Here is a 25,048-nt window from a genome sequence, read left to right as displayed (position 1 = left end):
CCCCTCCCGCACGGACAATTGCAGCCGTCGCACGGATTGACCATAGGCGCGGCAGGATATCGACAAGGAGCAGCCCAATGCCCACCGCACTCATCACCGGCGCCACCGCGGGGATCGGCGAGGCATGCGTCCATGCCTTTGCCGATGCGGGGTGGAACGTCGTCGCCACCGGGCGGCGCGAGGATCGGCTGGCGGCGCTCGCCCGCGACAATGTCCATGTCCTCGCCTTCGACATCCGCGACGAGGCGGCGCGCGATGCAGCGCTGGACGGGCTGCCCGAGGGCTTTCGCGACATCGACCTGCTGGTGAACAATGCCGGGCTGGCACTGGGCCTGGAGCCCGCGCAGCGGGCGTCGCTCGCCAGTTGGAAGACGATGATCGACACCAACATCGTCGCGCTCGTCTCGATCACGCACAAGCTGCTGCCCGGGCTGATCGCGCGCAAGGGAGCGATCATCAACCTTTCCTCGGTGGCGGCGACCTATCCCTATCCCGGCGGCAATGTCTATGCGGCAACCAAGGCGTTCGTCCGCCAGCTGAGCCTGGACCTGCGGGCGGACCTGCACGGCACCGGGGTGCGCGTCACTTCGATCGAACCGGGCATGGTCGAGACCGAGTTCACGCTGGTGCGCACCGGCAGCCAGGACGTGTCGGACAAGCTCTATGCCGGGGTGAACCCGATGACGGGCGAGGACATCGCCGACACGATCCTGTGGGTGGCGACGCTGCCGCCGCACCTCAACATCAACGCGCTCGAGCTGATGCCGGTCAACCAGAGCTGGCAGGGCTTCGCCGTGCACCGCGAGGCATGATCGAGATCGGCTCGGAGGCGCTCGCCGCCGTCATCAACCCGCTGGGCGCGGAGCTCTGGTCGCTGCGCGATGCCGGCGGCCGCGCGCTGATGACCGATGCCGACCCCGCCTTCTGGGCCGGGCGGGCGCCGCTGCTCTTCCCGATCGTCGGGCGGCTGATGGACGACAGATACCGGCTGGACGGCAAGGAATATGCGCTGCCCCAGCATGGCTTCGCGCGGCGCCAGAATTTCGCGCTGATCGACCAGGCGCCGGATCGGGCGGTGCTGCGGCTGATCGACAATGCGGAGACCCGGGCAGCCTATCCCTTCGCCTTCGCGCTCGACGCGGCCTTCTCGCTGAAGGGCGCGACGCTCGCGATGGACGTCACCGTCACCAATACCGGCGATGTCGACATGCCGGCGAGCTTCGGCTTCCACCCCGCCTTTGCCTGGCCGCTCCCCTATGGCGCGGCGAAGGCGGCACACCGGATCACCTTCGCCGATGAGGAGCGGGGCCAGCTGGCGGCGATCGTCAAGGGCGGCTGGATGGATGCCGGCGGCTGGGAAAGCCCGGTCGAGGGGCAAGTGCTCGCGCTGCACGACGCATTGTTCGAGCGCGATGCGCTGGTGTGGAATCCGGTACGCAGCCAGTCGCTCGCCTATGGCGCCGAGGGCGGGCTGCAGCTGGTCTGCGATTTCCCCGACACGCCGGCGCTGGGGCTGTGGATGAAGCCGGGCGCCCGCTATCTGTGCATCGAGCCCTGGCACGGCATCGCCGACCCGCACGGGTTCACCGGCGAGATCTGGGACAAGCCGCTGATGCAGCGCTATGCGCCGGGCGAAGCGAGGACCTTCACGATGAGAGTGACGCTGGCCGGTTGACCCGCTAAAGGGCCCGCCACCATGCCAGTTTCCGACCGCCGCACCTTCGCCATCATCTCGCACCCCGACGCGGGCAAGACCACGCTGACCGAAAAGCTGCTGCTGTTCGGCGGCGCGATCCACCTTGCCGGCGAAGTGAAGGCGCGCGGCGCCGCCCGGCGCGCGCGATCGGACTGGATGAAGATCGAGCAGCAGCGCGGCATCTCGGTCACCAGCTCGGTGATGACCTTCGAGCGGGGCGGCATCACCTTCAACCTGCTCGACACGCCGGGCCACGAGGATTTCTCGGAAGATACCTATCGCACGCTCACCGCAGTCGATTCGGCGGTGATGGTGATCGACGTCGCCAAGGGCATCGAGAGCCAGACCCGCAAGCTGTTCGAGGTCTGCCGCCTGCGCAACGTGCCGATCATCACCTTCGTCAACAAGGTGGACCGCGAAGGCCGCCATGTCTTCGAGACGCTCGACGAGATCGCCGACCTGCTCGCGCTCGACGTGTGCCCGATGACCTGGCCGGTGGGCATGGGCGGTACCTTCGAGGGGATCTTCGACCTCGCCACCAACCGCCTGTTGCTGCCCGAGGGCGACAGCCGCGAATTCCATGGCAAGGTGGTCCAGACCAGCGGCCTCGACGATCCGCAGCTCGACGCGATCCTCTCGGCCGAGAACCTCGCCAGGCTGCGCGAGGATGTCGAGCTGGCCCGGGCCGGCTATCCGGCATTCGATGCCGAGGCCTATCGGCATGGCGACCTGACTCCGGTCTATTTCGGCTCGGCGCTGAAGGAATTCGGCGTCGATTCGCTGATCGACGCGATCGCCACCCATGCGCCGCCGCCGCACGCGCTGCCGGCCGAGCCGGCGCCGGTCTCGCCCGATGCGGGACAGGTCACCGGCTTCGTGTTCAAGGTCCAGGCCAATATGGACCCCAATCACCGCGACCGCATCGCGTTCATGCGGCTGGTCTCGGGCACCTTCAAGCGCGGCATGAAGCTGACGCCGACCGGGCATGGCAAGGCGATCGCGATCCACTCGCCGATCCTGTTCTTCGCCCGCGAGCGCGAGCTGGCCGACGAGGCGTTCCCCGGCGACATCATCGGCATCCCCAATCACGGCGTGCTGCGCGTGGGCGACACGCTGAGCGAGAAGGCGGACGTCCGCTTCACCGGCCTGCCCAATTTCGCGCCGGAGATCCTGCGCCGGGTAGTGCTCAAGGATCCGACCAAGACCAAGCAGCTGCGCAAGGCGCTGGACGACATGGCCGAGGAAGGGGTGACTCAGGTCTTCTATCCCGAGATCGGCTCGAACTGGGTGATCGGCGTGGTGGGGCAGCTGCAGCTGGACGTGCTGATCAGCCGGCTCGAGGCCGAATACAAGGTGGCGGCCGGTCTGGAAGTCGCGCCGTTCGAGACCGCGCGCTGGATCTCGGCCGAGGATCCCAAGGACCTGGCCGACTTCGTCGCGCTCAACCGCGGCGCCATGGCCAAGGATCGCGACGACAACCCGGTGTTCATGGCCAAGTCGAACTGGGAAGTCGGCTATGTCGCCGATCGCTATTCCAGGGTGAAGTTCGCGGCGACGCGCGAGCGCTGATCGCCGGCGTCCCGGGTGGCCGGGCGGTCCCATCCCCGCCCGGCCGTCCCGGAAAGGCATCCTTTCGGAACGCCTTTGCAGAATCGTGCAAATTCGTAATTTGCGCGATTCCGGAATCCGCCGAGTCGGGAAACTACCTAGGCGGCGGCGCTTCTAGTCGACCCAGCCCTTGCGCACGTGCCGGGCCGCGAGCAGCGCGAGGATGCCGGCGAGCACATAGAATCCAAGGCAGAACACCGCGCCATAGCGCAGCGCATCGGCGCCATAGCTCGCCTTCAGCTCCTCGGACAGGAAGCCCATCAATAGCGGGCCAAGGCCCATGCCGATCAGGTTGTTGATCAGCAGGAAGCTGCCCGAGGCAGTGGCGCGCATGTGCTGCGGCACCATATGCTGCACGGCGGTGGTCACCGGGCCCAGCCACAGGATGTTGAGCCCGTTGGGGATGATCAGCAGCGGCCAGGCGATCCAGGGGTTGGACGTGAGGAAGCCGATCGCGAAGAGCGGCGCGGTGAGCAGCCAGGCGATGGCGGGCAGCCAGGCGTACCAGGCGCGGTCGCCCTTGCCGAGCCGGTCGGCGAACCAGCCGCCGGCGAACACGCCCGCGGTGCCGCCGATCAGCAGCAGCGAAGCCATGAACTGGCCGGTCGCCACCAGGTCGAAGCCGAAATTGCCCATCAGCACGAGCGGCGTCCACAGCGCCAGGCCATAGCCGCACAGCGAGCTGCACGAGGCGCCGAAGGCGAGCAGCCAGAAGGCGGGCTTGCCGGCCAGGATGCCGAACACGGCGCTCACCGGCGCGCCGGCGGTGCCCTCGCGGGCGGGTGGGCGCGGAACGTCGCGGACCACCCAGCGGAAGATCGGCGCGATCACCAGGCCGATCACGCCCATGGTGATGAACGCCGCGCGCCAGTTCACCAGCGCGGCGATATAGGCGCCGAGCAGCGTGCCGAGCGCCAGCCCGATCGGAATGCCGAGCGAATAGATGCCGAGCGCCCGGGCACGCCGCTCGGGCGGGAAATAGTCGGCGATCACCGCATAGGATGGCGCCACGCCCCCCGCTTCGCCGACGCCGACGCCCAGGCGGAACAGGAACAGCTGCCAATAGCCGGTGGCGATGCCGCACAGCCCGGTGAACGCGCTCCACACCGCCAGCGCCCCGGCGATCACGCCCGACCGGCTGGTCCGGTCGGCGAGATAGGCGAGCGGCACGCCGAGCACCGAGTAGAGGATCGCGAAGGCCAGCCCCCCGATCGCCCCGAACTCGGTCTTGGTGAGGTGCAGATCCTCCATGATCGGCTTGGCGAGGATGCCCAGTATCTGCCGATCGAGGAAATTGAAGGTGTAGACGAGCAGGAGCATCGCCAGCACGACGCCGCGATAGCCGGGGCGGCTCGCGGGGTTTGAAGCGGGAGCGTTCATGGCAGCATCTCGGCAAGAAAAGAGCCGGACGTCAATGGGACGTCCGGCTCATTGGGTTCACGGATCGTGCGCGGCTCAGAACTTGACGCTGAACGAGCCGAAGATCTGCCGCGGATTGCCGTAGAAAGCGGTCGCCACGCCTTCCTTGCCCAGCGTCGGCACATAGCCGGTGCCGTTGGTGATGACGTTGCCCGGTATGGTCGCGTCGAGCGGCTGCCCGGCGAGGTTGGCCTTGATATATTGATAGCCGGCGGTCTTGTAGCGCACGTCGGTCAGGTTCTTGCCGTGGATGCCGATCGAGTAGCGGCCCCCGCCGAAATTATAGACCAGGTGCGCGTCGAGCAGCGTGTAGCCCGGCTGGTCGAGGAACGGGCTGGCCGTCTCGAACTGATGGGTCAGGCTGCGATAGGACACGGTGGTGGTGGCGTTGAGGTCGCCGCCGCCGATCGGCAGCGCCGCGCCGAGCGTGCCCGCCAGCGTCCAGTCCGGCGTGTTCTGGAACACGCGGACATTGGCGACATCGGTGCCGGTCGGCCCGATGAAGCGCTTGTACTTGGCGTCGATATAGCCGAGCGCGCCATTGATGAAGACGCTCGAGCCCGGGCCGGCAAAGCCGCGCGCCAGCACGGCGTTGGTCTCGAGTTCCACGCCCTTGATGTCGGCCTTGGCGGCGTTGGTGGTGATGCCGCAGAAGCTCTGGACATTGTTGATCAGGCAGCCGACCGAGCCCGGGATCTGGACGTTCGAATAGTTCGAATAGAAGCCGGCGAGCGACCAGTTCAGGCGGCGATCGAACGCGGCGCCCTTCCAGCCGATCTCATAGCTCTTCACCGTCTCCGGATCGAAGGAGAGGTAATTGTAGATATCCTGATAGGTGCGGCCCGCCGACGGGTTGCTGATCGGCGCCGACGTGCCCGAACCGCGCGGATCGAAGCCGCCGCCCTTGAAGCCTTCCGAATAGGACGCATAGACCATGTGGTCGGCGCTCGGCTTGAAGCTCAAGGTGGCGCGCGGCGTGAAGCGCTTGAAATTGGCGGTGCCGCGGAAATCGGTGGACGGCGCGCCGACCGGGATCGGGGTGCCGCCAAAGTCCGGCGTCAGGCCGAAATAGCTCGCCTTGAAGACATAGCTCCGGCGCTGGTCCCAGGTGTAGCGGCCGCCGAGCGTCAGGCTGAGCTGCGGCGTGAAATCGAAGGTGAAGTCGCCATAGATCGAGCTGGTCTCGGTGCGCACGTCGCCGGCGGTATAGGCGTTGAACCCGGGCAGGGTGGTCGACAGCAGCACGCCGAAGCCGGTCGTCGCCTTGGCGCCCAGATAGTAGAAGCCCAGGATGCCGTTGATCTTGCCGCCATGGATCAGCGCCTGGAATTCCTGGCTGGTCTGGTTGTTCTTGTAATAGGCCGGCACGTCGACATCGACCGAGGGCGTCGAATCGAAGTCGATCGGCGTGTACGACGTGTCCTCGCGATAGGCGCTGATGCTGCGCAGCGTGATCAGGTCGCTGACCTCGGCATTGACCGTCATCGAGATGCCGCCCGCCTGGACGTCGTTCTTCGGGCTGTTGAGCCCGGCATTGGTGTCGAAGACATTGCTCAGCACCGGCGAGCCGGTGAGCAGGCCCGGGATCAGGCGGTGGCCGTTGCGGGGGTTCGACTTGTCATGGGTATAGTCGCCGGTGATCCGCACCGACATCTTCTCGTCGGGCGTCTCGAACTCCAGCGTGGCCCGGCCGGCCCAGACATTCTTGTTGTAATTGTCGATCCCGAGATAGCGGTTCCGGCCGAAGCCGTCGCGGGTGAGGCGGGCGCCCGAGATGCCGAGCTTGAACATCGATCCGATCGGCGTGGAGGCGCTGACGATCACATCGGCCTGGTTGTACGAGCCGTAATTGCCCTTGACCGTCATCGTCGGACGATCCGCGAGCTTCTTGGTGACGTATTTCACCGCGCCGCCGATCGTGTTGCGGCCATAGAGCGTACCCTGGGGGCCGCGCAGCACTTCGATTCGCTCGACGTCGTAGATGTCGAGCACCGCCGCCTGCGGGCGGTTCAGATAGACGTCGTCGAGATAGATGCCGATGCCCGCCTCGAAGCCCGGCACCGGATCCTGCTGGCCGACGCCGCGGATGAAGGCGGCAAGCGTCGAGTTGGTGCCGCGCGCATCCTTCAGCGTCGTGTTGGGCGAGGCGACCTGCAGGTCGGTAAGGTCGATCGCGCCGGCCTGTTCGAGCTGGGCCGAAGTGAGCGCGGTGACCGCGGTCGGCACGTCGAGCAGCTTCTCCTCGCGGCGGCGGGCAGTGACGACGATTTCGCCCGTGTTGTCGAGTGCGCTATCCTGCGCTTCGGGCGCGGCCGGCGCAGCGGCTTCCTGCGCGAATGCAGGCGTGGTGGCGATTGCCGCGAGGGCAGCGCCCGCGAACAGAATCGAACGGGCACTATTCAGGCGTGACATCCAGATTTCCTCCCCATCGGTCGAACCCGTTCTTGAACGCGGGTTGTAAGTGTTCGCTCGACGCTATACTGAAACCTGAACCGGGTTTCAACTTGGATAAACGGGAAGAGGGACCAGAATGGCAAGGGGGCGTGGCATGAGCGCCACAGCACCGGATCTGGGCGGCGGCGAGGCAAGTGCGGGCAAGGAGCCGCGCACGGCACGCGGGCGGCGAACGCTGCGCCTGATCCTGGACGCGGCGGCGGAGGAATTCGGCGCCAAGGGATTCCACGAAGGATCGATCAGCGGCATCACCCGCCGCGCCGGCGTCGCGCTGGGCAGCTTCTACACCTATTTCGATTCGAAGGACGACGTGTTCCGCGCGCTGGTACGCGACATGAGCGAGCAGGTGCGCGAGCATGTGGCCCCGGCGATCAAGGGCGCGACCGGCGGCCAGATCGCGGCCGAGCAGGCGGCGCTGCTCGCCTTCATCCGCTTCGCGCGCGCGCACAAGGAGATCTACCGGATCATCGACGAAGCCGAGTTCGTCGACCCCGAGAGCTTCCGCATGCATTATGCGACCACCGCCGAGCGCATCGCCAGGCGCCTTCAGGCGGCGGCGGCGCGCGGCGAGGTGCGCGAGGACGTGAACGAGATCCACGCCTGGGCGATCATGGGCATGAACGTGTTCCTGGGCCTGCGCTACAGCGTGTGGCAGGAGGACGTCGATCCCGAGGCGATCGCGCAGACCGTCGCGGCGATGCTGACGCGCGGAATCGGGACGGAGCGATAGCCCGCGCCATTGCGGCCCGCGCCGCGCTGCCGCATCTTGGGGCCATGGATTTCAGCGACTGGCATGTGGCGCGGGCAAGGGCGCTGTTCTCGGTGCTGGCCGAGCGGCACGGCCTGCGCATGCGCGGCGCCGATGCCGGCCCCGACTATCTCGAGCTCGAGCTGCCGGTGCAATATGGGCTGCGCATCGCGCTGAAGCTGGTCTGGGCGCGCGACATGCTGATGATCCGCAGCGACCTGTTCACCGCCCAGTTCCACCTCGATGCCGATCCCGAGGCGGAAACCAGCTTCATCGAGACGCTGGACGGGCTGGTGACCGGTGCCGTCCGCCTCCACCTCTTCTACTGGCCGCGCGCCGCCCGGCCGTACAAGACGCTGCTCCAGCGCGCCGAGGGCCAGGGCGAGGATGCCGCATGGCGAACCGTCTATACCTGGTTCCGCTGGCTGCCCTGGTCTCCTATCGCGCGCGAGGAAGTGTTCGTGAACAGCCGCGCACCGCACCTGCACGTGGTCGGGCACGCCTAGGGCCCTAGCCCTCCAGCCGCGCGAGCACGAAATCGGCGCGCGCCTCGACATCGATCTTCGGCAGCCGCTCGACCGCATAGCCGAAGCCGGGCCAGGCGGCCTCGAGCCGCGCATATTCCGCCAGCGCTTCGTCCATGCCGTGGCGGCGGGCATCGTCGACGACATGGATTTCGGGCCAGGGCGGGGCGAGGAAGACCCGGTCGTAGCGATTCGCGGGATCGACGGGAGCCGCCTCGCCCGTCGCATGTTCGAAGGCGACCACCGCGTCGATCAGCCCGCGATCGAAGAAGACCGGCCCGGGCAGCCGCGCGGCCGCGTCCAGATCGGCGAGCGCGAGTGCGATCGCACGGCGGGCGAAACCCGCCGGATCGTCCCACGGCATCGGGCCGCCCGCCGCGACGATCCGCCGCCCGGGCTCGGCCATGGTGGCGAAGCCGCGCCGGGCGAGCGCATCGAGCAGAGTCGACTTGCCGCCGCCCGAACAGCCCGAGATCGCGATGCGGGGGTCGGGCACCCTCAGCCCTTGCCGAGCTTGTCCCTGAGGCCGGCGAGCCCGCCGAACGGGCCGCTCTCCTCCGCGAGGCGCTTCGCCTCCTCCTCGCTGATCACGCCGGCATCGCGCAGCGCCGCTTCCGCGGCCGGGCTGCGCGGATAGGGATCGAGGGCCAGCGCCAGCGTCTCCGCGGCGGCCTCGCCCAGGTCGATGGCGCCTCCCGAATAGAAGACGATGTCGCACGCGTCCTCGCTCAACTCGATCTCCTCGTCGCCGCCCTCGCCTTCGGTCTCGGGCAGGAAGCGGATCGCGAAATCCTCCTCGATCGCCGCGGGCACCGGCTCGTCGGTGATCACACAGGCCTGGACGACGCGCGCGGAGAGATGGCCGGTGGCGACGATCCCCTGCGCATCGCGGCGGATATGATAGTCGGCGGCCAGGCTGTCGATCGCCTTGAGGCCGAAGCGCTCGGCCAGGGCGGCGCGCTCGCCCGGCTCGGCAGCGACATGGACCTGGCTCTCGCCGGCGCCGATCGTGTCGAGCCGCTGCGGCCGGTTGAATTCGTTCTGGATCATGCCAGCTCTCCTGCAAGCAGCGCAGCCACCGGTTCTCCGGCCAGCCTGGCATGGAAGGCCCGGAGCGCGGTCTCGACCTGGGCGAGCGCTTCCGGCGCCGGCGCCTCGCCGCGATAGAGGTTGCGCACCAGCGCCTCGCCGAGCGTGCCCGACGCCAGCGCATCGCGATAGGCGCCGAGCCGGCCGCCCAGCATCCCCATCATCTTGCCGACATGCTTGCCGACGACGATGTCGCCGATGCCGATCTGGCGCAGCTGCCCGTCCATATCGTCGATGAACACTTCGGTGAGCTGGGTGCTGAACGGAATCGCCTGCGGATCCTGCTCGAGCCGGAGCAGGACGAGGCTCATCACCGCGGCGATCATGTCGAAGCGGCCGTCGATCGTGTCGGGCACGCCCCCCGCTTCGTACCAATGGGCTTCGCGGCCGCGCGCGACGATCGCGGCGTAGAGAATCGGGGCGGCGCCGCGATCGGGAGCCTGGAAGAGCCGCTTGAGCAAGCGCATGTGCCGGTTCGGTTCCTGCAATATGGGGGCGCGACCTTGTTTGGCCGCATTTTGCCGCATATTGAGGCGAACGGCCCGCGATGCAATGCAACCGAATGCATCGGGACGCCGGTATGCGTTTGCCTGGAGACCATAATGCCGATTCCCGCCCGCGCGCTTGGCGCCGCCCTGCTGGCAGCCGCGCTTGGCACCACCGCCTGCGTGCCGGTCCGCACGCACCAGGGCTATATCATCGACAAGGAACTGGTCGATTCGGTGCAGCCCGGCATCGACACGCGCGAATCGGTGCTCCAGACGCTGGGCCGTCCCACCTTCACCAGCCAGTTCAACGAAGGCGAGTGGTATTACATCTCCCGCCAGAGCGCGAACCTCGGCTATCAGAGCCTCAAGGCCAAGGACCAGACGACGCTGCGCGTCAGCTTCGATGCGAAGGGCAATGTCGTCGCGGTCGACCGGATGGGCAAGGACCTGATCGCGTCGGTCGATCCCTATGGCAAGACGACGCCGACGCTGGGCCACAAGCGCGGCTTCTTCGAGGATCTGTTCGGCAATATCGGCACGGTCGGCGCACCGGGCACCGGCGGCCCGGGCAGCGGCGGCGGCGGCAACGGCCCCTAGTCGCGGCCCGGCTTCGGCCCGGCTGGGCTGAATCGCATCCAAACCATTGATCGGAAAGCGGCTTCGGCCGCGCCGCCTTTCGGGCCGCGCGGCCGGTGCCGGTGGGCACGGTCCCGAAAGGGGGAGGGACCGTGCGCTGAAACGCGCGAGATAGCGTTTCGCTCCCTCAACATTCAGCCATTTCCGCACTATCGGATGGTGAACAGCACCTGGTCGATGACCTTGCCGTCGAGATCGACAAGGGCGAGCCGATGCTTGCCCGGCGGGGCCAGGATCAGCGGGCGCGAATCGGCGGTGCCGAGGTCGCGCCGGTCAAGGATCAGCCGGTGGCCGAGCGCCTGGCCCGACACCGAGATGGCGAGGCGCTGATTGTCCCGCGGAATGTCCGGATCGAGCGCATAGACGCTGCCGGCAACCGGATTGACGATGCGCGGCCGGCGCGATTCGGCCGGCGCGAAGGCGACGCGATCGAAGCCGGTGCCCTTGAGGAAATATTCCCGCCGCGGCTGCTCCATGCCGGCGGCGAAGCGGACCTGGCGTTCCTCGATCCCGTCCGGGCGCGGCGGGGCCCTGCCGGGGCTGCCCTGGTGGAGCGCGAGCATCACGTCGCGCCACACCGGCGCCGCGCCGCTGGTGCCCGAGACCGCGCGCATCGGATCGCCTTCGAGATTGCCGACCCACACGCCCACGGTGAAGCGATCGGTGAAGCCGATGCACCAATTGTCGCGCATCGCCTTGGAGGTGCCGGTCTTCACCGCTGCCCAGAAGGGCAGGCGCAGCGCCGAATCGACGCCGAAGGTGCCGGCGCGGGCATTGGGATCGGCCAGCATGTCGGCGACGATCCAGGCGGCCTGGGGCGTGGTGGTGCGGCGCGGGGCGTCGGTCCCGGCGCCCATCCTCAGCCGCAGCGGCGACCAGCGACCCTCGAGCGCAAGGCTGCGATAGGCGGCGACCTGCTCCATCAGCGTCACTTCGGCCGAGCCGAGCGCGAGCGAATAGCCATAATATTGCCCGTCCTCGACCAGGCCGCGATAGCCGGTATCCCACAGGCGGTCCCGGAACGCATCGACGCCGGTGAGCAGCAGGGTGCGCACCGCCGGCACGTTGAGCGAACCGGCCAGCGCGATGCGGGCGGAGACGGGACCCTTGAACGCCTTGTCGTAATTCTGGGGAACGTAGAGCCCCGAGGCGGTATCGAGCTGGACGGGCGAATCGTCGAGGATCGAAGCGGCGGTGAGATAGCCCTTCTCGATGCCCATGGCGTAGAGGAAGGGCTTCAGCGTCGACCCCGCCTGGCGATAGGCCGAGGCGCCGTCCACCGCCGGTGCCGTGCTCTCGCCGCCGATCCCGCCGACATAGGCGAGCACGTCGCCCGAGGCATTGTCCACCACCACCACCGCGCCGTCACGGGCGCGGCTGCCGCCCAGCCCCTGAAGCTGGCGCCTGAGCGCAGTGATCGCGGCGCGCTGGATGCCCGCATCCAGCGTGGTGGTGATCTTCGCGCCCGGCCGGGTCAGCAGGGCGGCGGAAAGATGTGGCGCCAGGCCCGGATCGAGCGCCAGGCTGCGCGCGGGCCCCAGCATCGAGGCGGCGGCGCCGGGGAAACGGGTGCAGTCCTTTTCCCGGCTCAGCGCACAGGCGCGGCGCGCGACTTCGAAGGCATTGGCCCGGGGGCTGGGCAGCAGGGCGGCGAGCAGCAGCGCGTCGTCGCGGGTGAGCGTGGCCGGGGTCTTGCCGAACAGGCCCAGCGCCGCCGCACCGATGCCCTGGGCCTCGCCGCGAAAGCCGGCCAGGTTGAGATAGGCCTCGAGGATCTGGTCCTTGGACCAGCGCGCCTCCAGCGACCAGGCCGCGCGCATCTGGCGCAGCTTTTCGCGCATGCCCCGGCTGCCGGGCACGGAGAGATCGGGCGCGAGATAGGCGGCAACCTGCATCGACAGCGTCGAGGCGCCGCGCCCGCGCTTGCCCTCGATGCGGTCCCGTAGGGCGCCGGTCAGCGCCATCCAGTCGATACCGCCATGGTCGCGGAAGCGGCGATCCTCGGCGGCCACCAGTATCTCGCGCGCGGCCGGCGATACGTCCTCGAGCCTGGTCCAGGCGAGGCGCCGGGCCTGATAGTCGACGCGGCTCGAATCGATCAGCACGCCGTGCCGATCGTAGAGCCAGGCCTCGGACGGATGCCAGCCGGCACGGACCACGGCATAGTCGGGCAAGGCCGGCGGGCGCGTCGCCCACCAGAAGGCGGCCGAGAAGACGAAGAGGAGCGTCAGGACCGTGCCGACCATGCGCGGCGGCGTGACGACGCCGCGCCAGCCCCTTTCCCGCCATGCCGTCCGCTCGCGCCCGAGCCATGCATGCAGCGCCTCGGGCGCATCGTCGATGCGCTTCGTCCAGCGGCGGGCGAAGGCGAGGAAGTGGTCGAAAGCCTCCTTCGCCGTCACCGCTGCGCCACGGTCATCACGGCATTGGGCAGCTGCGCGCGGATCTCGGGCGCGTACATCGCCTCGACTCGCGTCGCGGGCAGGTTGAACTTGCCCGCCGCATCGAGCCGCATCACATACGACACCGTGAAGCTGCCGCGCGGCACCCAGCCGTAAAAGGCGCGCCAGCTGTCATTGCCGCGCTCGACATAGTTGGGCGAGACGCCCTCGCTGGTCCCGCTGTCCTTGGCGAGCAGTTCGGACTGGCCGCCGAGATTGCCGACGATCGTCGCGCCCGCGGGCACCGGATCGTTGACCACCACCCAGTTGCGCTCGGCCGACGCCTCGACGCTGATCGTCACCTTGACCACGTCGCCGCGCGACCAGCTGCCGGCGACGGCCTGCTTCACCGCCTCGACCTTCTTGGTCATCTTGTACCCGGCCATCAGCGGCTGGGTGAGCGGCACGGCCGCCTTCACCCGCACGAACGCCCAGGGGCCCGCGCCGCCCGACTGGCTCATCACCAGCGGCGTGGTCTGCGCCGGCAGCGGGAAGCCGAAGCTGCGCTGCGGCTCGGCGAGCGGCCAGTTGAGGCTCAGCGGGCTGTTGCCGCCGAAGCTGGCAGTGGTGACGCCCGCGATCGCCTCGGCCGGATAGAGGCCCATGAAGCGCCGCGCGAGGATCGTGCCCCAGGCATTGGCAGTCGTGGTGTCCCAATGGCCGCGCTGCTGGCGCGAGGCGATGCCGACCATCAACTTGGCCGCATCATTCTCCCAGCCCGGGCGGCCGAGCGTGGCGAGCAGCGCCTTGATCGCCGCCTCGTCGTCCGACGACATCAGCCACCAGGCCATGCGGCCCTTGTCCGACAGGTCGACGCGAGTGCCCTCATAGACGAGCCGGGTGCGCAACACCTTCTCGGCGTCGAGGCGCAGCTGCGCGCCATTGGCCAGCCCCTGCACCTTGCCGAGCGCCATCGCATAGTCGGAAAGCGTGGCCGTGGGCATCTCCGCCGGCGCCATGCCGATCTGGCCGAGCATCGCCGCCGTCGCCGCCCCCTGCCGCGCCAGCGCCGTGAAGGCGGCGACGCGCTGCAGGCGGACATCGCCATAATCCTCGTGGCGCAGGCGGCCGTCGAGCACCGCCTTCATCGCATCGAGCATCTTGGCCCTGGGGCCATCCGGCAGCGGCAGCCCGGCCTCGGCGCTGGCCGAGAGGATATAGGCGGTCAACGCTTCCGAACCGGGCCAGTCGCCCGGCCAGTAGCGCAGCAGCCCGTCGCCGTCCTGATAGGCGGGCATGTCGCTCGCGATCAGGTTCCACATGCCCGTGTCGCCCAGCGCGATCGCGCGCGACGTGCGCTGCTCGAGGCAATTATAGGGATAGGCGCGCATATAGTCGCGCACCCCCGAGAGCGGCGGCGCGAGGCTGTCGGTAAGGCTCACCTCGACTGCGCCGAAGCCGGGCAGTGCGCCCGCGGGCGGCGCGATGGCGAACTGGGTGCCGGGGCCGACCCGGCCGAGCGTCGCCGCCCAGGTCTCCACGGGCACCGCCGGCGCCACTGCCTGGGCGATCGTCACCCTGTCGCTCGACTTGCCGTCGGCGGTCTTGGCGGTGACCGTCCAGCTGAGCTTGCCGTCGCGCGGCGGCGCGGTGAGGTTCCACACCACCGGGGCGGCGCCGCCCGCCGGGATTTCCACGGTCAGCGGCTTGCCGGTGGCATAGGCCGGGTTGAGCGCCACCGTGGCGGTCACCTTCATCGGCTTGTTCGAGCCGTTGCGCAGCGTGAACATCGCCCCGAACTGGTCGCCCGTGCGCACCAGCTGCGGCAGGCCCGGATAGATGGTCAGGTCCTGCGAGGCGCGGATGCTCGCCATGCCCGTGCCGAAGAGCTGCGGACCGGCGGTCGCCACCGCGACGAGCTTGAACGAAGTCAGTGCGTCGTTGAGCGGCACCGCGACCCTGGCATGGCCATCGGCATCGAGCGCGACCTTGCCCTTCCAGAGCAGCACCGGCTGGAAATTCTCGCGGTTGAGGCCCGAGAGATCCCCGCCGCCGCCACCGCCGCCGGCTTCCACCGCCTTCTTGCCGTAATGCCGCTTGCCGACCACCTGGGTCTGCGCGGTCGACGTGAGCACCGAGATCGGGCGATCGCCCATCATCGCATCGAGCAGGTTCCAGCTGTCGTTCGGAGCCAGCTGGAGCAGCGCTTCGTCCACCGCGACGAAGGCCACGTCCGCCGAGGCGGCGGGCTTGCCGTCGGGGCTCTTCACCGTCACGTCGACATTGGCCGTGTCGCGCGCGGCATAGCTCGCCTTGTCGGCCTTCACCGCGACATCGAGCTTATGGCCTTCCCAGCCGACCTTCACCTTGGCGATGCCCAGGCGATAGGCGGGCTTGGCAAGGTCGACGGTCGCGGTCGCCTCGCCGCCGTCCTTCGACCAGGGCGCCCCCCAGTCGCGGGCCATGCTGGAGCGCCAGTTCTGCCAGCCGGACACGCGCCCGCGCACCGCCATGACCGAGACGAACACGTCCGGTGCATAGTCGCCCGGCATCGGCACCTCGATCACCGGATCCTTGCCGGCGAGGCCGACGACGAAGCTGGAGAGCACGCCTTCCCGCTCGACCGTGACCAGCGCGGTCGCGTCGCGGAAGGGCATCCGGACCTGGAACTTGGCCGTCTCGCCCGCCTTGTACTCCAGCTTCTCGGGGATGACGTCCATGCGGTCGCCATTGTCGCCGCCGAACCACCAGTCGTCGTCGCCGACCAGCCAGGCCGACTTGGTCGCGCGGGCGACATTGCCATTGGCGTCCTTGGTGGTCGCCACCGCATAGACTTCGCCCGATATGCCCGGGTTGAGCTGGCAGCTCGCCAGCCCCTGCGCATCGGTGGTCGCCGAGCAGGTGGCCGACAGCTTGGTCGTCTTCATCTGGTTGTCATAGGCATAGAAGCCGCCGATCAGCCGGCGCCGGGCCGTCAGGATCTGGCGGCTGTAGAGCTCGACCGAGACCGCCTGGTTGGCGAGCGGCTTGCCCGCAGTGTCGAGCGCGACGAAGCGCAGGCGCAGATCGTCCTGCTTCATCAGCCAGCCGTCGCTCTTGATGCCGAGCTGGACCGCGGAGGTGAAGATCGGGATGCGGCGCGACGAGGTCAGGATCTGGCCGTTGGCGTCCTGATAATCCATCTCGACCAGCATCGTGGTGTTCTGCTCGAGCGTCTGCGGCACTTCGGCATTGATCCGGGTGGTCCCGTCCGCGCCCAGCGTGGCGGGCAGCGTCTGGGTCGGCGGCAGCTGGACCTGCTCGTCCTCGCCCTCGCCGTTCATCGGCTTGGTGCCCTCGGCCATGGCGCGGCCGCCGAAGCTGTAGCCGTCATAGCCGTCCGGGGTCTTGAAGTCGGCGAAATAGCCGATGCGCGTCTCGACCGGCAGGTTCGCCGCACCGCCGCCCGAGAGATAGCCGACGAACAGGTCGAGCGGCAGCGTACCCGGCCGTACCGCGGCATCCTTGGGCCCGGCGACCGAGGCCTTCATCGTCGGCAGCTTGTATTCGTCGACCTTGAACGACTGGCCGGTCCAGAGCGTCTTCTCCTTGCCCTCCGCGTCCTTGACCAGGACGGTGAGGTCGTAATCGCCCATCTTGGCGCCCTGGGGGGCGGTCCATTGGGTCTCGCCGGCACCGTTCGCGTCGATGGCGAGCGGCAGGTCATATTGCGTGTCCGACCCGCGATGGCTGAGGCGCAGCGTGCCGCTGAACGCCGGCGACGGCGCGAAGCCCGTGGCGATCGGCTGGCGGACGATGTGCTTCATGTGGATCGTCTCGCCCTGGCGGACGAGCGCACGGTCGAACACGGTGTGGAACTTCTGCTCGGGCGCAGACCAGCCATAGTTCAGGTCGAAATCGAACGGGCGGATGCCGTCGCCCCACTGAGTGAGGGTGAAGCTGAAGTCGTCGGCCTTGCGCGCCGAAATCATCAGCACGTCGTTGCTGCCATGGTCGCAGCTCGTATAGGTCTGCGGCTCGGGCAGGCCGGCGGGAACGCCGAGGCGGCCCGAGGCATCGGTCTTGCCCTTGGCGAGCAGCTGGCCGGTGCAGGCGTCGGTGACGCGCACCTCGGCGTCGCCCACGCCCTGCCCGCTGTCGAGCGCCGTCACCCAGACCAGCGACTGGTCGCGGCCCCATTTGAAATGGACGCTCATATTGGTGACCAGCGCGCCGGCCGCGACGTAGCGCGGCGCCTTGCGGCCGAGCAGCGCCTCGCCGAGCCGCGGGCTGGCGAGTTCGACGATGTAGAAGCCGGGCTGGCCGAGCGGGATGCCGACCACTTCGAAATCCTTGCCCTTGCCCGGCAGGCCGATCTTGAGCGGCTTGCCGCTGGCCGAGGTGAGCAGCGGCTTGGCGCCGGTCTGGTTGATCCGCACGGTCTCGGTGCCGCGCTTCACTTCGTCGGACTTGTCCTCGGCCGCGTCGGCGAGCGCGCGGAACCATTTGGCGATCTCGCCGTCGCCGCCCTCGACCTTCAGGCTCTGGCCGGTCACGGTCATCTGGCTGCCCTGCAGCTCGGGCTCGACGTTGCGGACCGAGACCGGGAGGACGCCGCCCTCCTTCGCTTCGAGGATGCCGAAATTGCCGGCGAACTTCACCAGCGGCGGCGGCGCGTCGAACTTGACGTCGAGCGGGAAGCGCTCCGCATTGGCGAGCTTGCGGCCGCTCTCGTCCTTCACATCGGCGGGAAGGATCAGCTTGGCGGTGGTCTCGGCCGGGAGCGGCGCCTTGAACTTCAGGTCGGCGACCGCCGCCTTGTTCTTGTCGTCGTCGCCGAAGACCGGCGCCAGTTCCTCGCCGTCGGCCGTCCGGATGCGCACCGCCTCGGCCTGGGCCCTGGGGATCGGCGCGGAGAAGCGCACCCAGGCGTCCTGCACCGGGCTGCAGCCCGCCTGCGGGTTGACGCGCGAGCATTCGAAGCGGGCGCTGAATTCCTTGCGCACGGTGAAGTCGAAACGCTGGTCGGTGCCGGCGGCGCGGCCCGAGGCGCTCTTGATGTCCTTGCCCCAGACCAGCGCCATGTCGCGGCCGGCGGGCAGCGGCCGGCGGCACTTCACCGCGACGACGCTGGCGAGGGACTTGGCGCGATCCTCCGCCTTTTCGGGCAGCGCCTGGGGCAGGCCGGCCTCGGTCAGGAAGCTGCGCACTTCCCAGCGATCGGTGCCGAGATCGGCCAGCAGCTTGGGCGCGACATCGGCGGGAAGCACGTCGACCGGGATCTTCTCGCCCAGCCCGTCGACCGCGCAATAGGCGTTGGCGCCGACCGAGGCGGGATCGGGCGCCAGGTTCGCCGCGACGACGAAGACCTGGTCCTCCTCGATCTCGCTGCCATAGCGATTGGGCAGCACCGCGCGGGCGATCGGCCCGCCCGAATCGACGGTGAACTCCTTCTGGCCCTGCAGCGCATAGCCCGACAGGCTCTTGAGCCCGTCGCGCAGCGTGAACTTGCAGGTGACGCCGCCGGGGAGCGGCCCGGTGAATTCGTGGACGAAGGTCTGCTGGTCGACCCAGCGGCCCTGGCCGCCGACCGGGCAATCGACCTTGAACGGCGATTCGGCGCGCGGATCGCCCAGGGGCACCATCGCCACGTTGAAGCGGGCGGTGAAACGCTCGATCGCGCCGTCGCCGACGCCGGGCGTCGCCATCTCGACCTGCGGGCTGTTGTCGCCGAACGCAGTGACCGCCCCGATGGGCGCCAGGACCAGAGCCAATACGCCAAGCCGGGCAACGAGCTTCATCGACAACCTCCCCCTCGGGCAGCGATGGGCACGATAGCCGGGCACCACTGCGAGTCCAGCGACGAATTAACCGTCTCCGTTTCGGAGGGAAATGCACCAATCGGCTTGATCGTTCCGAGAGCGGCACGGTTTAGTTCCATCTCCGAATCGGGGGAATGGGGGCAGCGTTGGGGGAAGGAGCGATCCTCTGGGTCGACGCGATCGCGCGCGAGATGACTCTGTTCGCCGCCTTGTGGTTCGTCATCGGCGGTATCGACGATCTGTGCGTCGACCTGATCTACCTGGCGCGGCGCCTGCGCGGCCGGCAGCCGGCCCCGCTCGCGCTGGCGGGGCCGGCGCCGGCGGGGCGCATCGTGGTGTTCGTGCCCGCATGGGACGAGTCCGCGGTGATCGGCAGCATGCTGCGGGCCGCGCTCAAGCGCTTCGATCATCCGGATTACCGGATCTATGTCGGCACCTATCCCAACGATCCCGCGACGATCGCGGCCGTGGCGGACGTGGCGCTGGCGGACGCCCGGGTGCGGCTGGTGATCGGCGCGGCCCCCGGCCCTTCGACCAAGGCGGACTGCCTCAACACGCTGTGGCGCGCGCTGCTGCGCGACGAAGCGGCGGAAGGCTTCGTCGCCAGCGCCGTGGCGCTGCACGATGCCGAGGACGTGGTGCATCCGCTCGAGCTGCGCGTCTTTGCGCACGGCCTGATCGATCATGCCGCGGTCCAGCTGCCGGTGCTGCCGCTCGCGCACCGGCATTCGCGCTTCTTCGCCGGCCATTATCTCGACGAGTTCGCCGAAGCCCATGGCCGGGCGCTGGTGGTGCGCCAGACAGTGGGCGCGGGCCTGCCCTTTGCGGGGGTCGGCTGCGCGATCCGGCGGGAGGCGCTGGCGCGGCTGGCGGCGATGCGAGGCGGCGCGCCCTTCGATGCCGACAGCCTGGTCGAGGACTATGAGCTGGGCCTCACCCTGGCGACGATGGGCATGCCGGCGCGGCTGATGCGCATCGCCGAAGCGCCGGGCGGGCCGCCGGTGGCGGTGCGTGCCTATTTCCCGGACAGGATCGACGCCGCCGTGCGGCAGAAGGCGCGCTGGATGATCGGCATCGCGCTCGCCGGCTGGGACCGGACCGGCTGGGGCGGATGGCGGCGGATCGGGGACAATTGGATGCGGATGCGCGACCGGCGCGCGACGCTGGAGATCCCGGTGCTCGCCCTGGCCTATCTCTCGATCCTCGCCTGGGCACTCTCCCTCGGCGCACATCTGCTGGCGGGCACCGACCCGGCGATGCCGCCGGCGCTGATGCGCGGGCTGCTCCTGGCCACTTTCGGGCTGCTCGTCTGGCGGCTCGCGGTGCGTGCGGCGTTCGTCGGCCATGCCTATGGCTGGCGGGAGGCGCTGTGGTCCGTGCCTCGCATATTCTCGAGCAACGCCGTCGCGCTGCTGGCCGCGCGGCGCGCGCTGTTCGTCTATGTCGCCATGCTCCGGGGGATGCCCCCGCGCTGGGACAAGACCGCGCATCGTTTCCCCGATCTCCGGCCGGCCGGCGCCTGATGCGCGGGCGCGGCCGGCCGCTCCGTTTCCTCGCGATGGTGACTATCGCCTGGATCGGCGTGCGCGTGGCGCTGCTCTGGCCCCGGGCCGGATCGCTCCCCGCCGCGATCGAAGCGGCGCTGCCGCGCGCCCGCGCCGTGCCGCACCCCGTGCCATCGGCCGGCATGCCGCTACGAGCGCCGGTGCCGATACCGCGAAGACCCATGCCGCCGCAAAGGATGCGATCGCCGCCGCCCGCCTATCGGGTGCCGCTGGGCGAGGAGCATCCCAGCGTGCAGCTCGCGCTGATGGCGCTCGCCCAATATGGCGCGGTTTCCCTGCCGTCCCTCCTCCCGCAGCCGGCGCGGGAAGCGCCGGCGCTCGCGAGCGCGCCCGAACGGCTCGACCCCCTGCCCGATCGCTGGTCGCTGAGCATGTGGATGGTCGCCCGCGGCGAAGGGAATATGGGTGCCGCGCCCGGGGGGCAGATCGGCGGAGGACAGGCAGGCGCGCGCGCGGCATGGCTGGTCTCGCCGCGCAGCCGCATCGCCGCCTATGGCCGATTCACCGCGCCGCTCCGAGGCAGGGACCGCGAGGCGGCGCTGGGATTGGAATGGCAGCCGACCCGGGCACCCATCCGCCTGGTCGTCGAGCGCCGCTTCGGGCTCGACCGCAATCCCGGCGGCACCGGGCTGGGAACGATCGCGGGAATCGATGCGGAATGGCGCGGCTTCCGGCTCGAAGCCTATGGCCAGGCCGGCGCGGTGCTGCGCCGGCGCGCCGACCCCTATGCCGATGGCGCGGTGCGCGGCACCCGCATGATCGGTGCCAACGGGCCGGTGCGCTTCGCCCTCGGCGCAGGCGCCTGGGGCGCGGCGCAGCGCGACGCACAGCGGCTCGATATCGGTCCCTCGGCCACGCTTGCCGTGCGCAACCTGCGCCTCGCGCTCGACTGGCGCCAGCGCGTGGCGGGCGGGGCGCGGCCCGGCTCGGGCCCGGCGCTCACGCTGGGTGCCGATTTCTGACGGCTGCCCCGTGCGGGGCGCCGGTCACTTGCCCTGTGCGCGCCAGCGGCGGATCGTGCGCTCGAGGATCTGTTCCTCGCCGCCGGTGTCGCGCCACAGCTCGGAGAAGAGCGGATCGTCCGATGCCGGCCGCTTGGCATCCTCGAGCGAATCGAAGAGCAGGCGGATCGGCGTCGCCACGCCTTCGCCCACTGCAATGCACTCGCGGTTCCGCAGCGCGGGGATCGAATCGAGGAAGCCACGCGCGCCTTCGGGCATCGCCGCCCTGACAAAGGCCTGGTCGCGTTCGTTGTTGAGGCGCATCGAGAGGATCGTGCCGCATTGCGAGAGCACGCCTTCCGCCAGATCGGAGGGGCGCTGGGTGATCAGGCCCAGCGACACGCCATATTTGCGGCCTTCCTTGGCGATCCGGCTGAGGATCCGGCCGACCGAGGAGCCATCGGCATTGCGCTCGTTCGGGACGTAGCGATGCGCCTCCTCGCAGACGAGCAGGATCGGCCGCTTGCTCTCCCCGCGCGACCAGATCGCGAAGTCGAACACCATGCGGCTGAGCACCGCGACCACCACCGAAGTGATTTCCGAAGGCACGCCCGACACGTCGATGATCGAGATCGGCTTGCCGTCGCCCGGCAGGCGGAAGACCCGCGCGAGGAAGCTCGCCATCGTGTCCGCCACCAGCATGCCCGAGAACATGAAGGCGTAGCGCGGATCGCCCTTGATCTCGTCGATCTTGGAGCGGATGCGCAGATACGGCGCCGTGTCGGTCGCCTTGTCCATCTTGCCCATTTCGAGCTGCAGGATCTGGGTGAGATCCGACAGGAGATAGGGGATCGGCGCATCGACGGTGAGCTTGCCGATCTCCGCCGCCAGCCGGTTCTTCTGCTTGGCGGCGAGCACGCATTTGGCGAGGATGTCCGCATCCACCTGCCGGTCCGAGCCCGAGGTGGTGAGGAACACTTCGCAATGCTCCTCGAAATTCATCAGCCAGTACGGCATCTGCAGGTTGCCGACGTCGTACAGCGCGCCCGTGGTCTTGAAGGCGCTGGCATATTCGCCGTGCGGATCGATCATCACCACATGGCTTTGCGGCGCCATCTCGCAGATGCGATGCAGGATCAGCGCCGTCGCGGTCGACTTGCCGGTGCCGGTCGAGCCGAGCAGCGCGAAATGCTTGCCGAGCATCGAATCGACGTACAGGGCCGCGCGGATGTCGCGCGTCGGATAGACCGTGCCGATCTCGACATGGGCGCGATCCTCGGCGGCGTAGATCTGCTTCAGGTCCGCGGTCGACACCGGGAAGACCGGCGCGCCCGGTGTCGGATAGCGCGTCACGCCGCGGCGGAACTTGTAGAGCTTGCCCGTCAGCCGCTCCTCGTCGCCCTCGCCGAGAAAGTCGATATAGGCGGCGATATGCTCGCCCTGGAGCTTGAGCGAGCGGACATTGGCGATCAGCCAGGTCGCGCCGACGCGCACCTTCACCTGGCTGCCGACCTGGCCGGCATTGGCGATGGTGGGATCGGGATTGCCGCCGAGCGCGTGCAGCGCCTCCGGATCGAGCAGCACCTGGCTCGACGAGCCGGCAATCTCCAGCACCGCGCCGATCGGCTCGACCGGCGCGTGCGAGGGCAAGCCCCCGGAAGTCGGAACCGGCGCCGCGCCTTCGAACCCGCGCGCGCCAAATTGGCCGTCCATCGGCTACTCCCCGTTAACGTTCCCAAATATGCGCGCGGGGAAGTAAAGATTGGGTGAGTTTCGAAGCTTTCAGAAGCGTTTCCACACCGCGCCCGCGCCCCAGCCGAAGAGAATGGAGAGCGCGACCGCCACGATGCCGTAGAGTATCGAATAATGCTCCGCCGAATGCGCGACGAAACGTTCGAAGCCCGATTTGCGGATCTCGATGCCCCGAACGGCGGCAGCGAGGACGCGGCCATCGCGGATCAGGAAGGTCTCGGCAGTGAACTTGCCGACCGGCACGCGCGCCGGAATGGCCAGCCGGGCGCGATAGAGCACGCCGTCGGCGATCTCCACCGCGCCGGGCGCCTGATAATAGAGCCCGGCCCGCGTGCGCAGGTCCTCGAGCCCCTTGTCGAAACGACCCTGCACCTCGGGCGCCGCGCCGGATGCGGGCGAGAGCTGCAGGCTCTCGACGCCCAGTTCGTAGATGGCGCGGGTGCGCTCGTCGACGATCTTCTCGATCGGTTTGGACGAAGCGATGGCGTAGAAGCTGGGCGCCGAGCGATAGCGCATCCGCTGGGCGTTGATCCAGATGCCCGCCACCTGCTCCTTCTCGCGCACCTGCACCGATTGGGTGGGACCCTTCACCACCACCACGATGTCGGCGGGCTTCTCGCCCTGTTCGGGCGCGCGGCCGCCGGGATAGAGGATCGCGCCGAACAGCAGCAGCTCGGCGCCGGTGAAGGAATAGGCGATCTCGATGTCGCGCTGCGAAACGTCGGGGACGAGCACGGGCTTGGCCTGCCCCATCAGAAGCGGCGCCAGGAGCAGGAGCAGCGCCCTTCTCACAGCAGCTCCACCGAATAGATCTCGTCGGGCTGCCAGGCGAGGCCGAGCAGCATGCGCACCGCGACGAGCAGCACGATCACCGCCAGGATGAGGCGCAGATATTCGGGCTTGACCTGCATCGCGAAGCGCGCGCCCATCTGCGCGCCGATCACCGAGCCGAGCAGGAGCAGGGCGGCGAGGACGATGTCGACCGCCTTGGTGGTGGTGGCGTGGACCATGGTCGCGGCGGCGGTGACGAACAGGATCTGGAACAGCGAGGTGCCGACCACGACCTGCGTGCCCATGCCGAGCAGGTAGAGCATCGCCGGCACCAGGATGAAGCCGCCGCCGACGCCGAGCAGCACGGTGAGGATGCCGGTGAAGAAGCCGAGCAGCAACGGCGCGAGCGGGGAGATGTAGAGGCCGGACGCGTAGAAGCGCCAGCGCAAGGGCAGCATTGCGACGAGCGGATGGTGGCGGCGCTTGCGCGGGAGAGGCGGGCGGGCGCCGCGAGTCACGCGGATCGCCTGCACCGATTCGTGCAGCATCAGCCCGCCGATCGAGCCGAGCATCAGCACATAGAGCATGCCGATCACCACATCGATCTGGCCGCTCTTCTGCAGCAGCGTGAACAATGCCGCCCCGGCGATGCTGCCGATCACGCCGCCCACCACCAGCACCACGCCCATATGGACGTCCACGCCGCCGCGGCGGAAATGCGCGAGCACGCCCGAGACGCTGGCGCCGGTCACCTGGCTCGCCGCGGATGCGGCGGCAACGGTCGGCGGGATGCCGTAGAAGATCAGCAGCGGCGTGGTAAGGAACCCGCCGCCCACGCCGAACATGCCCGAGAGCAGGCCCACGCCGAACCCGAGCGCGACGATGACGAGCGCATTGACCGACAGGTTGGCGATCGGGAGGTAGAGGTCCATCTTGCCCGCAGCGATACCGCGTTTGCCCGGCAGTGCAAAAGCCTGTCTGGCCTCACCTTGCAGATACGACCCGATGCGCCGCCGCGCCGATCGGGGCGCCCGGCTCGATGCCGGCCAGATCGGCAAGCATCGTTGCGGGCGCCATCCTGCGCCATCGGATCGTCGAGCGCGCGGGCAGATGCCTCGTTCTTGCCGCGGAGCGGGCGATGACGCGCCATTGCCGCGGGGCCGGCAGGCAGTGCT

18 protein-coding genes are annotated in these 25,048 nt (G+C 68.9%); 8 read left to right on the top strand and 10 right to left on the bottom strand.

The genetic code is table 11. The features are described from left to right. Positions 1 to 77 precede the first annotated feature (77 nt). The 3 genes from FHR20_RS14020 to FHR20_RS14010 are packed head-to-tail and all read left to right on the top strand — an operon-like array spanning position 78 to position 3,265. Positions 78 to 812, top strand: a complete 735-nt coding sequence (locus FHR20_RS14020; RefSeq protein ID WP_167300195.1) for an SDR family NAD(P)-dependent oxidoreductase — start codon at positions 78 to 80, stop codon at positions 810 to 812. Continuing rightward, the gene (locus tag FHR20_RS14015; protein WP_167300194.1) at positions 809 to 1,675 is read left to right on the top strand and encodes an aldose 1-epimerase family protein; all 867 of its coding nucleotides are present in this window, start codon (positions 809 to 811) and stop codon (positions 1,673 to 1,675) included. Before FHR20_RS14020 ends, FHR20_RS14015 begins: the two co-directional genes overlap by 4 nt. Before the next feature lie 21 nt (positions 1,676 to 1,696). Next, entirely contained in the window at positions 1,697 to 3,265 is a 1,569-nt protein-coding gene (locus tag FHR20_RS14010; protein WP_167300193.1) for a peptide chain release factor 3, read from the top strand. A gap of 153 nt (positions 3,266 to 3,418) precedes the next feature. Here the strand turns inward: FHR20_RS14010 and FHR20_RS14005 are convergent, their stop codons facing one another. Together FHR20_RS14005 and FHR20_RS14000 are read right to left on the bottom strand one after the other, a co-directional pair. After that, a complete protein-coding gene (locus tag FHR20_RS14005) occupies positions 3,419 to 4,684 on the bottom strand; it encodes a spinster family MFS transporter (protein WP_167300192.1) in 1,266 nt (421 codons plus the stop codon). Between the two features lie 75 nt (positions 4,685 to 4,759). Then, positions 4,760 to 7,135: a TonB-dependent receptor gene (locus tag FHR20_RS14000; RefSeq protein ID WP_167300191.1), complete on the bottom strand. Its 2,376-nt coding sequence runs from the start codon at positions 7,133 to 7,135 to the stop codon at positions 4,760 to 4,762. 136 nt (positions 7,136 to 7,271) lie between these two features. Here FHR20_RS14000 and FHR20_RS13995 point away from each other — a divergent pair, with 136 nt between their 5' ends. Further along, positions 7,272 to 7,907 carry a TetR/AcrR family transcriptional regulator gene (locus FHR20_RS13995; RefSeq protein WP_243857317.1) on the top strand — a complete coding sequence of 212 codons (636 nt, stop codon included), beginning with the start codon at positions 7,272 to 7,274 and terminating at the stop codon, positions 7,905 to 7,907. Positions 7,908 to 7,951: 44 nt separating this feature from the next. Beyond that, positions 7,952 to 8,431 carry a hypothetical protein gene (locus FHR20_RS13990; protein WP_167300189.1) on the top strand — a complete coding sequence of 160 codons (480 nt, stop codon included), beginning with the start codon at positions 7,952 to 7,954 and terminating at the stop codon, positions 8,429 to 8,431. Between the two features lie 4 nt (positions 8,432 to 8,435). Here FHR20_RS13990 and FHR20_RS13985 read toward each other — a convergent pair whose 3' ends face one another. Genes FHR20_RS13985 through FHR20_RS13975 form a run of 3 tightly spaced genes read right to left on the bottom strand, consistent with a single transcriptional unit; the run spans position 8,436 to position 10,005 of the window. After that, positions 8,436 to 8,945 (bottom strand): AAA family ATPase, encoded by a 510-nt coding sequence (locus FHR20_RS13985; protein WP_341786447.1) that lies wholly within the window; start codon positions 8,943 to 8,945, stop codon positions 8,436 to 8,438. 2 nt (positions 8,946 to 8,947) lie between these two features. Next, positions 8,948 to 9,499 (bottom strand): YceD family protein, encoded by a 552-nt coding sequence (locus tag FHR20_RS13980; protein ID WP_167300188.1) that lies wholly within the window; start codon positions 9,497 to 9,499, stop codon positions 8,948 to 8,950. Continuing rightward, positions 9,496 to 10,005 carry a ubiquinol-cytochrome C chaperone family protein gene (locus tag FHR20_RS13975; RefSeq protein ID WP_167300187.1) on the bottom strand — a complete coding sequence of 170 codons (510 nt, stop codon included), beginning with the start codon at positions 10,003 to 10,005 and terminating at the stop codon, positions 9,496 to 9,498. The genes FHR20_RS13980 and FHR20_RS13975 overlap by 4 nt, the downstream gene beginning before the upstream one ends. A gap of 135 nt (positions 10,006 to 10,140) precedes the next feature. On the opposite strand from FHR20_RS13975, the gene FHR20_RS13970 reads away from it, so the two are divergent. Continuing rightward, positions 10,141 to 10,623: an outer membrane protein assembly factor BamE gene (locus tag FHR20_RS13970; protein WP_167300186.1), complete on the top strand. Its 483-nt coding sequence runs from the start codon at positions 10,141 to 10,143 to the stop codon at positions 10,621 to 10,623. A 188-nt stretch (positions 10,624 to 10,811) separates the two neighbouring features. Here the strand turns inward: FHR20_RS13970 and pbpC are convergent, their stop codons facing one another. Together pbpC and FHR20_RS13960 are read right to left on the bottom strand one after the other, a co-directional pair. After that, a complete protein-coding gene (gene pbpC / locus FHR20_RS13965) occupies positions 10,812 to 12,908 on the bottom strand; it encodes a penicillin-binding protein 1C (protein ID WP_167300535.1) in 2,097 nt (698 codons plus the stop codon). Positions 12,909 to 13,060: 152 nt separating this feature from the next. Beyond that, a complete protein-coding gene (locus tag FHR20_RS13960) occupies positions 13,061 to 18,823 on the bottom strand; it encodes an alpha-2-macroglobulin family protein (RefSeq protein ID WP_167300185.1) in 5,763 nt (1,920 codons plus the stop codon). A gap of 167 nt (positions 18,824 to 18,990) precedes the next feature. On the opposite strand from FHR20_RS13960, the gene FHR20_RS13955 reads away from it, so the two are divergent. After that, a complete protein-coding gene (locus tag FHR20_RS13955) occupies positions 18,991 to 20,367 on the top strand; it encodes a glycosyl transferase family protein (protein WP_425057384.1) in 1,377 nt (458 codons plus the stop codon). Beyond that, positions 20,367 to 21,371 carry a hypothetical protein gene (locus FHR20_RS13950; protein WP_243857316.1) on the top strand — a complete coding sequence of 335 codons (1,005 nt, stop codon included), beginning with the start codon at positions 20,367 to 20,369 and terminating at the stop codon, positions 21,369 to 21,371. The genes FHR20_RS13955 and FHR20_RS13950 overlap by 1 nt, the downstream gene beginning before the upstream one ends. A gap of 24 nt (positions 21,372 to 21,395) precedes the next feature. Here FHR20_RS13950 and FHR20_RS13945 read toward each other — a convergent pair whose 3' ends face one another. The 3 genes from FHR20_RS13945 to FHR20_RS13935 all read right to left on the bottom strand — a co-directional run bounded on the left by FHR20_RS13945 (position 21,396) and on the right by FHR20_RS13935 (position 24,805). Then, positions 21,396 to 23,063 carry an ATP-binding protein gene (locus tag FHR20_RS13945; RefSeq protein ID WP_167300183.1) on the bottom strand — a complete coding sequence of 556 codons (1,668 nt, stop codon included), beginning with the start codon at positions 23,061 to 23,063 and terminating at the stop codon, positions 21,396 to 21,398. Between the two features lie 69 nt (positions 23,064 to 23,132). Then, entirely contained in the window at positions 23,133 to 23,855 is a 723-nt protein-coding gene (locus FHR20_RS13940; protein WP_167300533.1) for a TIGR02186 family protein, read from the bottom strand. 35 nt (positions 23,856 to 23,890) lie between these two features. Next, positions 23,891 to 24,805 carry a sulfite exporter TauE/SafE family protein gene (locus tag FHR20_RS13935; RefSeq protein WP_167300182.1) on the bottom strand — a complete coding sequence of 305 codons (915 nt, stop codon included), beginning with the start codon at positions 24,803 to 24,805 and terminating at the stop codon, positions 23,891 to 23,893. Between the last annotated feature and the right edge of the window lie 243 nt (positions 24,806 to 25,048).

Source organism: Sphingomonas leidyi (assembly GCF_011761945.1).
GTDB classification, from domain to species: Bacteria; Pseudomonadota; Alphaproteobacteria; order Sphingomonadales; family Sphingomonadaceae; genus Sphingomonas; species Sphingomonas leidyi.
The sequence above is the reverse complement of the archived record's forward strand: the minus strand, read 5'-3'. Positions and strand labels throughout refer to the sequence as shown.

What these genes read in the sequence shown, in the direction of transcription:
- FHR20_RS14020 (WP_167300195.1), top strand. Translation starts at nt 78, where the DNA reads ATGCCCACCGCACTCATCACCGGCGCCACCGCGGGGATCGGCGAGGCA.
- FHR20_RS14015 (WP_167300194.1), top strand. Translation starts at nt 809, where the DNA reads ATGATCGAGATCGGCTCGGAGGCGCTCGCCGCCGTCATCAACCCGCTG.
- FHR20_RS14010 (WP_167300193.1), top strand. Translation starts at nt 1,697, where the DNA reads ATGCCAGTTTCCGACCGCCGCACCTTCGCCATCATCTCGCACCCCGAC.
- FHR20_RS14005 (WP_167300192.1), bottom strand. Translation starts at nt 4,684, where the DNA reads ATGAACGCTCCCGCTTCAAACCCCGCGAGCCGCCCCGGCTATCGCGGC.
- FHR20_RS14000 (WP_167300191.1), bottom strand. Translation starts at nt 7,135, where the DNA reads ATGTCACGCCTGAATAGTGCCCGTTCGATTCTGTTCGCGGGCGCTGCC.
- FHR20_RS13995 (WP_243857317.1), top strand. Translation starts at nt 7,272, where the DNA reads ATGAGCGCCACAGCACCGGATCTGGGCGGCGGCGAGGCAAGTGCGGGC.
- FHR20_RS13990 (WP_167300189.1), top strand. Translation starts at nt 7,952, where the DNA reads ATGGATTTCAGCGACTGGCATGTGGCGCGGGCAAGGGCGCTGTTCTCG.
- FHR20_RS13980 (WP_167300188.1), bottom strand. Translation starts at nt 9,499, where the DNA reads ATGATCCAGAACGAATTCAACCGGCCGCAGCGGCTCGACACGATCGGC.
- FHR20_RS13975 (WP_167300187.1), bottom strand. Translation starts at nt 10,005, where the DNA reads ATGCGCTTGCTCAAGCGGCTCTTCCAGGCTCCCGATCGCGGCGCCGCC.
- FHR20_RS13970 (WP_167300186.1), top strand. Translation starts at nt 10,141, where the DNA reads ATGCCGATTCCCGCCCGCGCGCTTGGCGCCGCCCTGCTGGCAGCCGCG.
- pbpC (WP_167300535.1), bottom strand. Translation starts at nt 12,908, where the DNA reads ATGGTCGGCACGGTCCTGACGCTCCTCTTCGTCTTCTCGGCCGCCTTC.
- FHR20_RS13960 (WP_167300185.1), bottom strand. Translation starts at nt 18,823, where the DNA reads ATGAAGCTCGTTGCCCGGCTTGGCGTATTGGCTCTGGTCCTGGCGCCC.
- FHR20_RS13950 (WP_243857316.1), top strand. Translation starts at nt 20,367, where the DNA reads ATGCGCGGGCGCGGCCGGCCGCTCCGTTTCCTCGCGATGGTGACTATC.
- FHR20_RS13945 (WP_167300183.1), bottom strand. Translation starts at nt 23,063, where the DNA reads ATGGACGGCCAATTTGGCGCGCGCGGGTTCGAAGGCGCGGCGCCGGTT.
- FHR20_RS13940 (WP_167300533.1), bottom strand. Translation starts at nt 23,855, where the DNA reads ATGGGGCAGGCCAAGCCCGTGCTCGTCCCCGACGTTTCGCAGCGCGAC.
- FHR20_RS13935 (WP_167300182.1), bottom strand. Translation starts at nt 24,805, where the DNA reads ATGGACCTCTACCTCCCGATCGCCAACCTGTCGGTCAATGCGCTCGTC.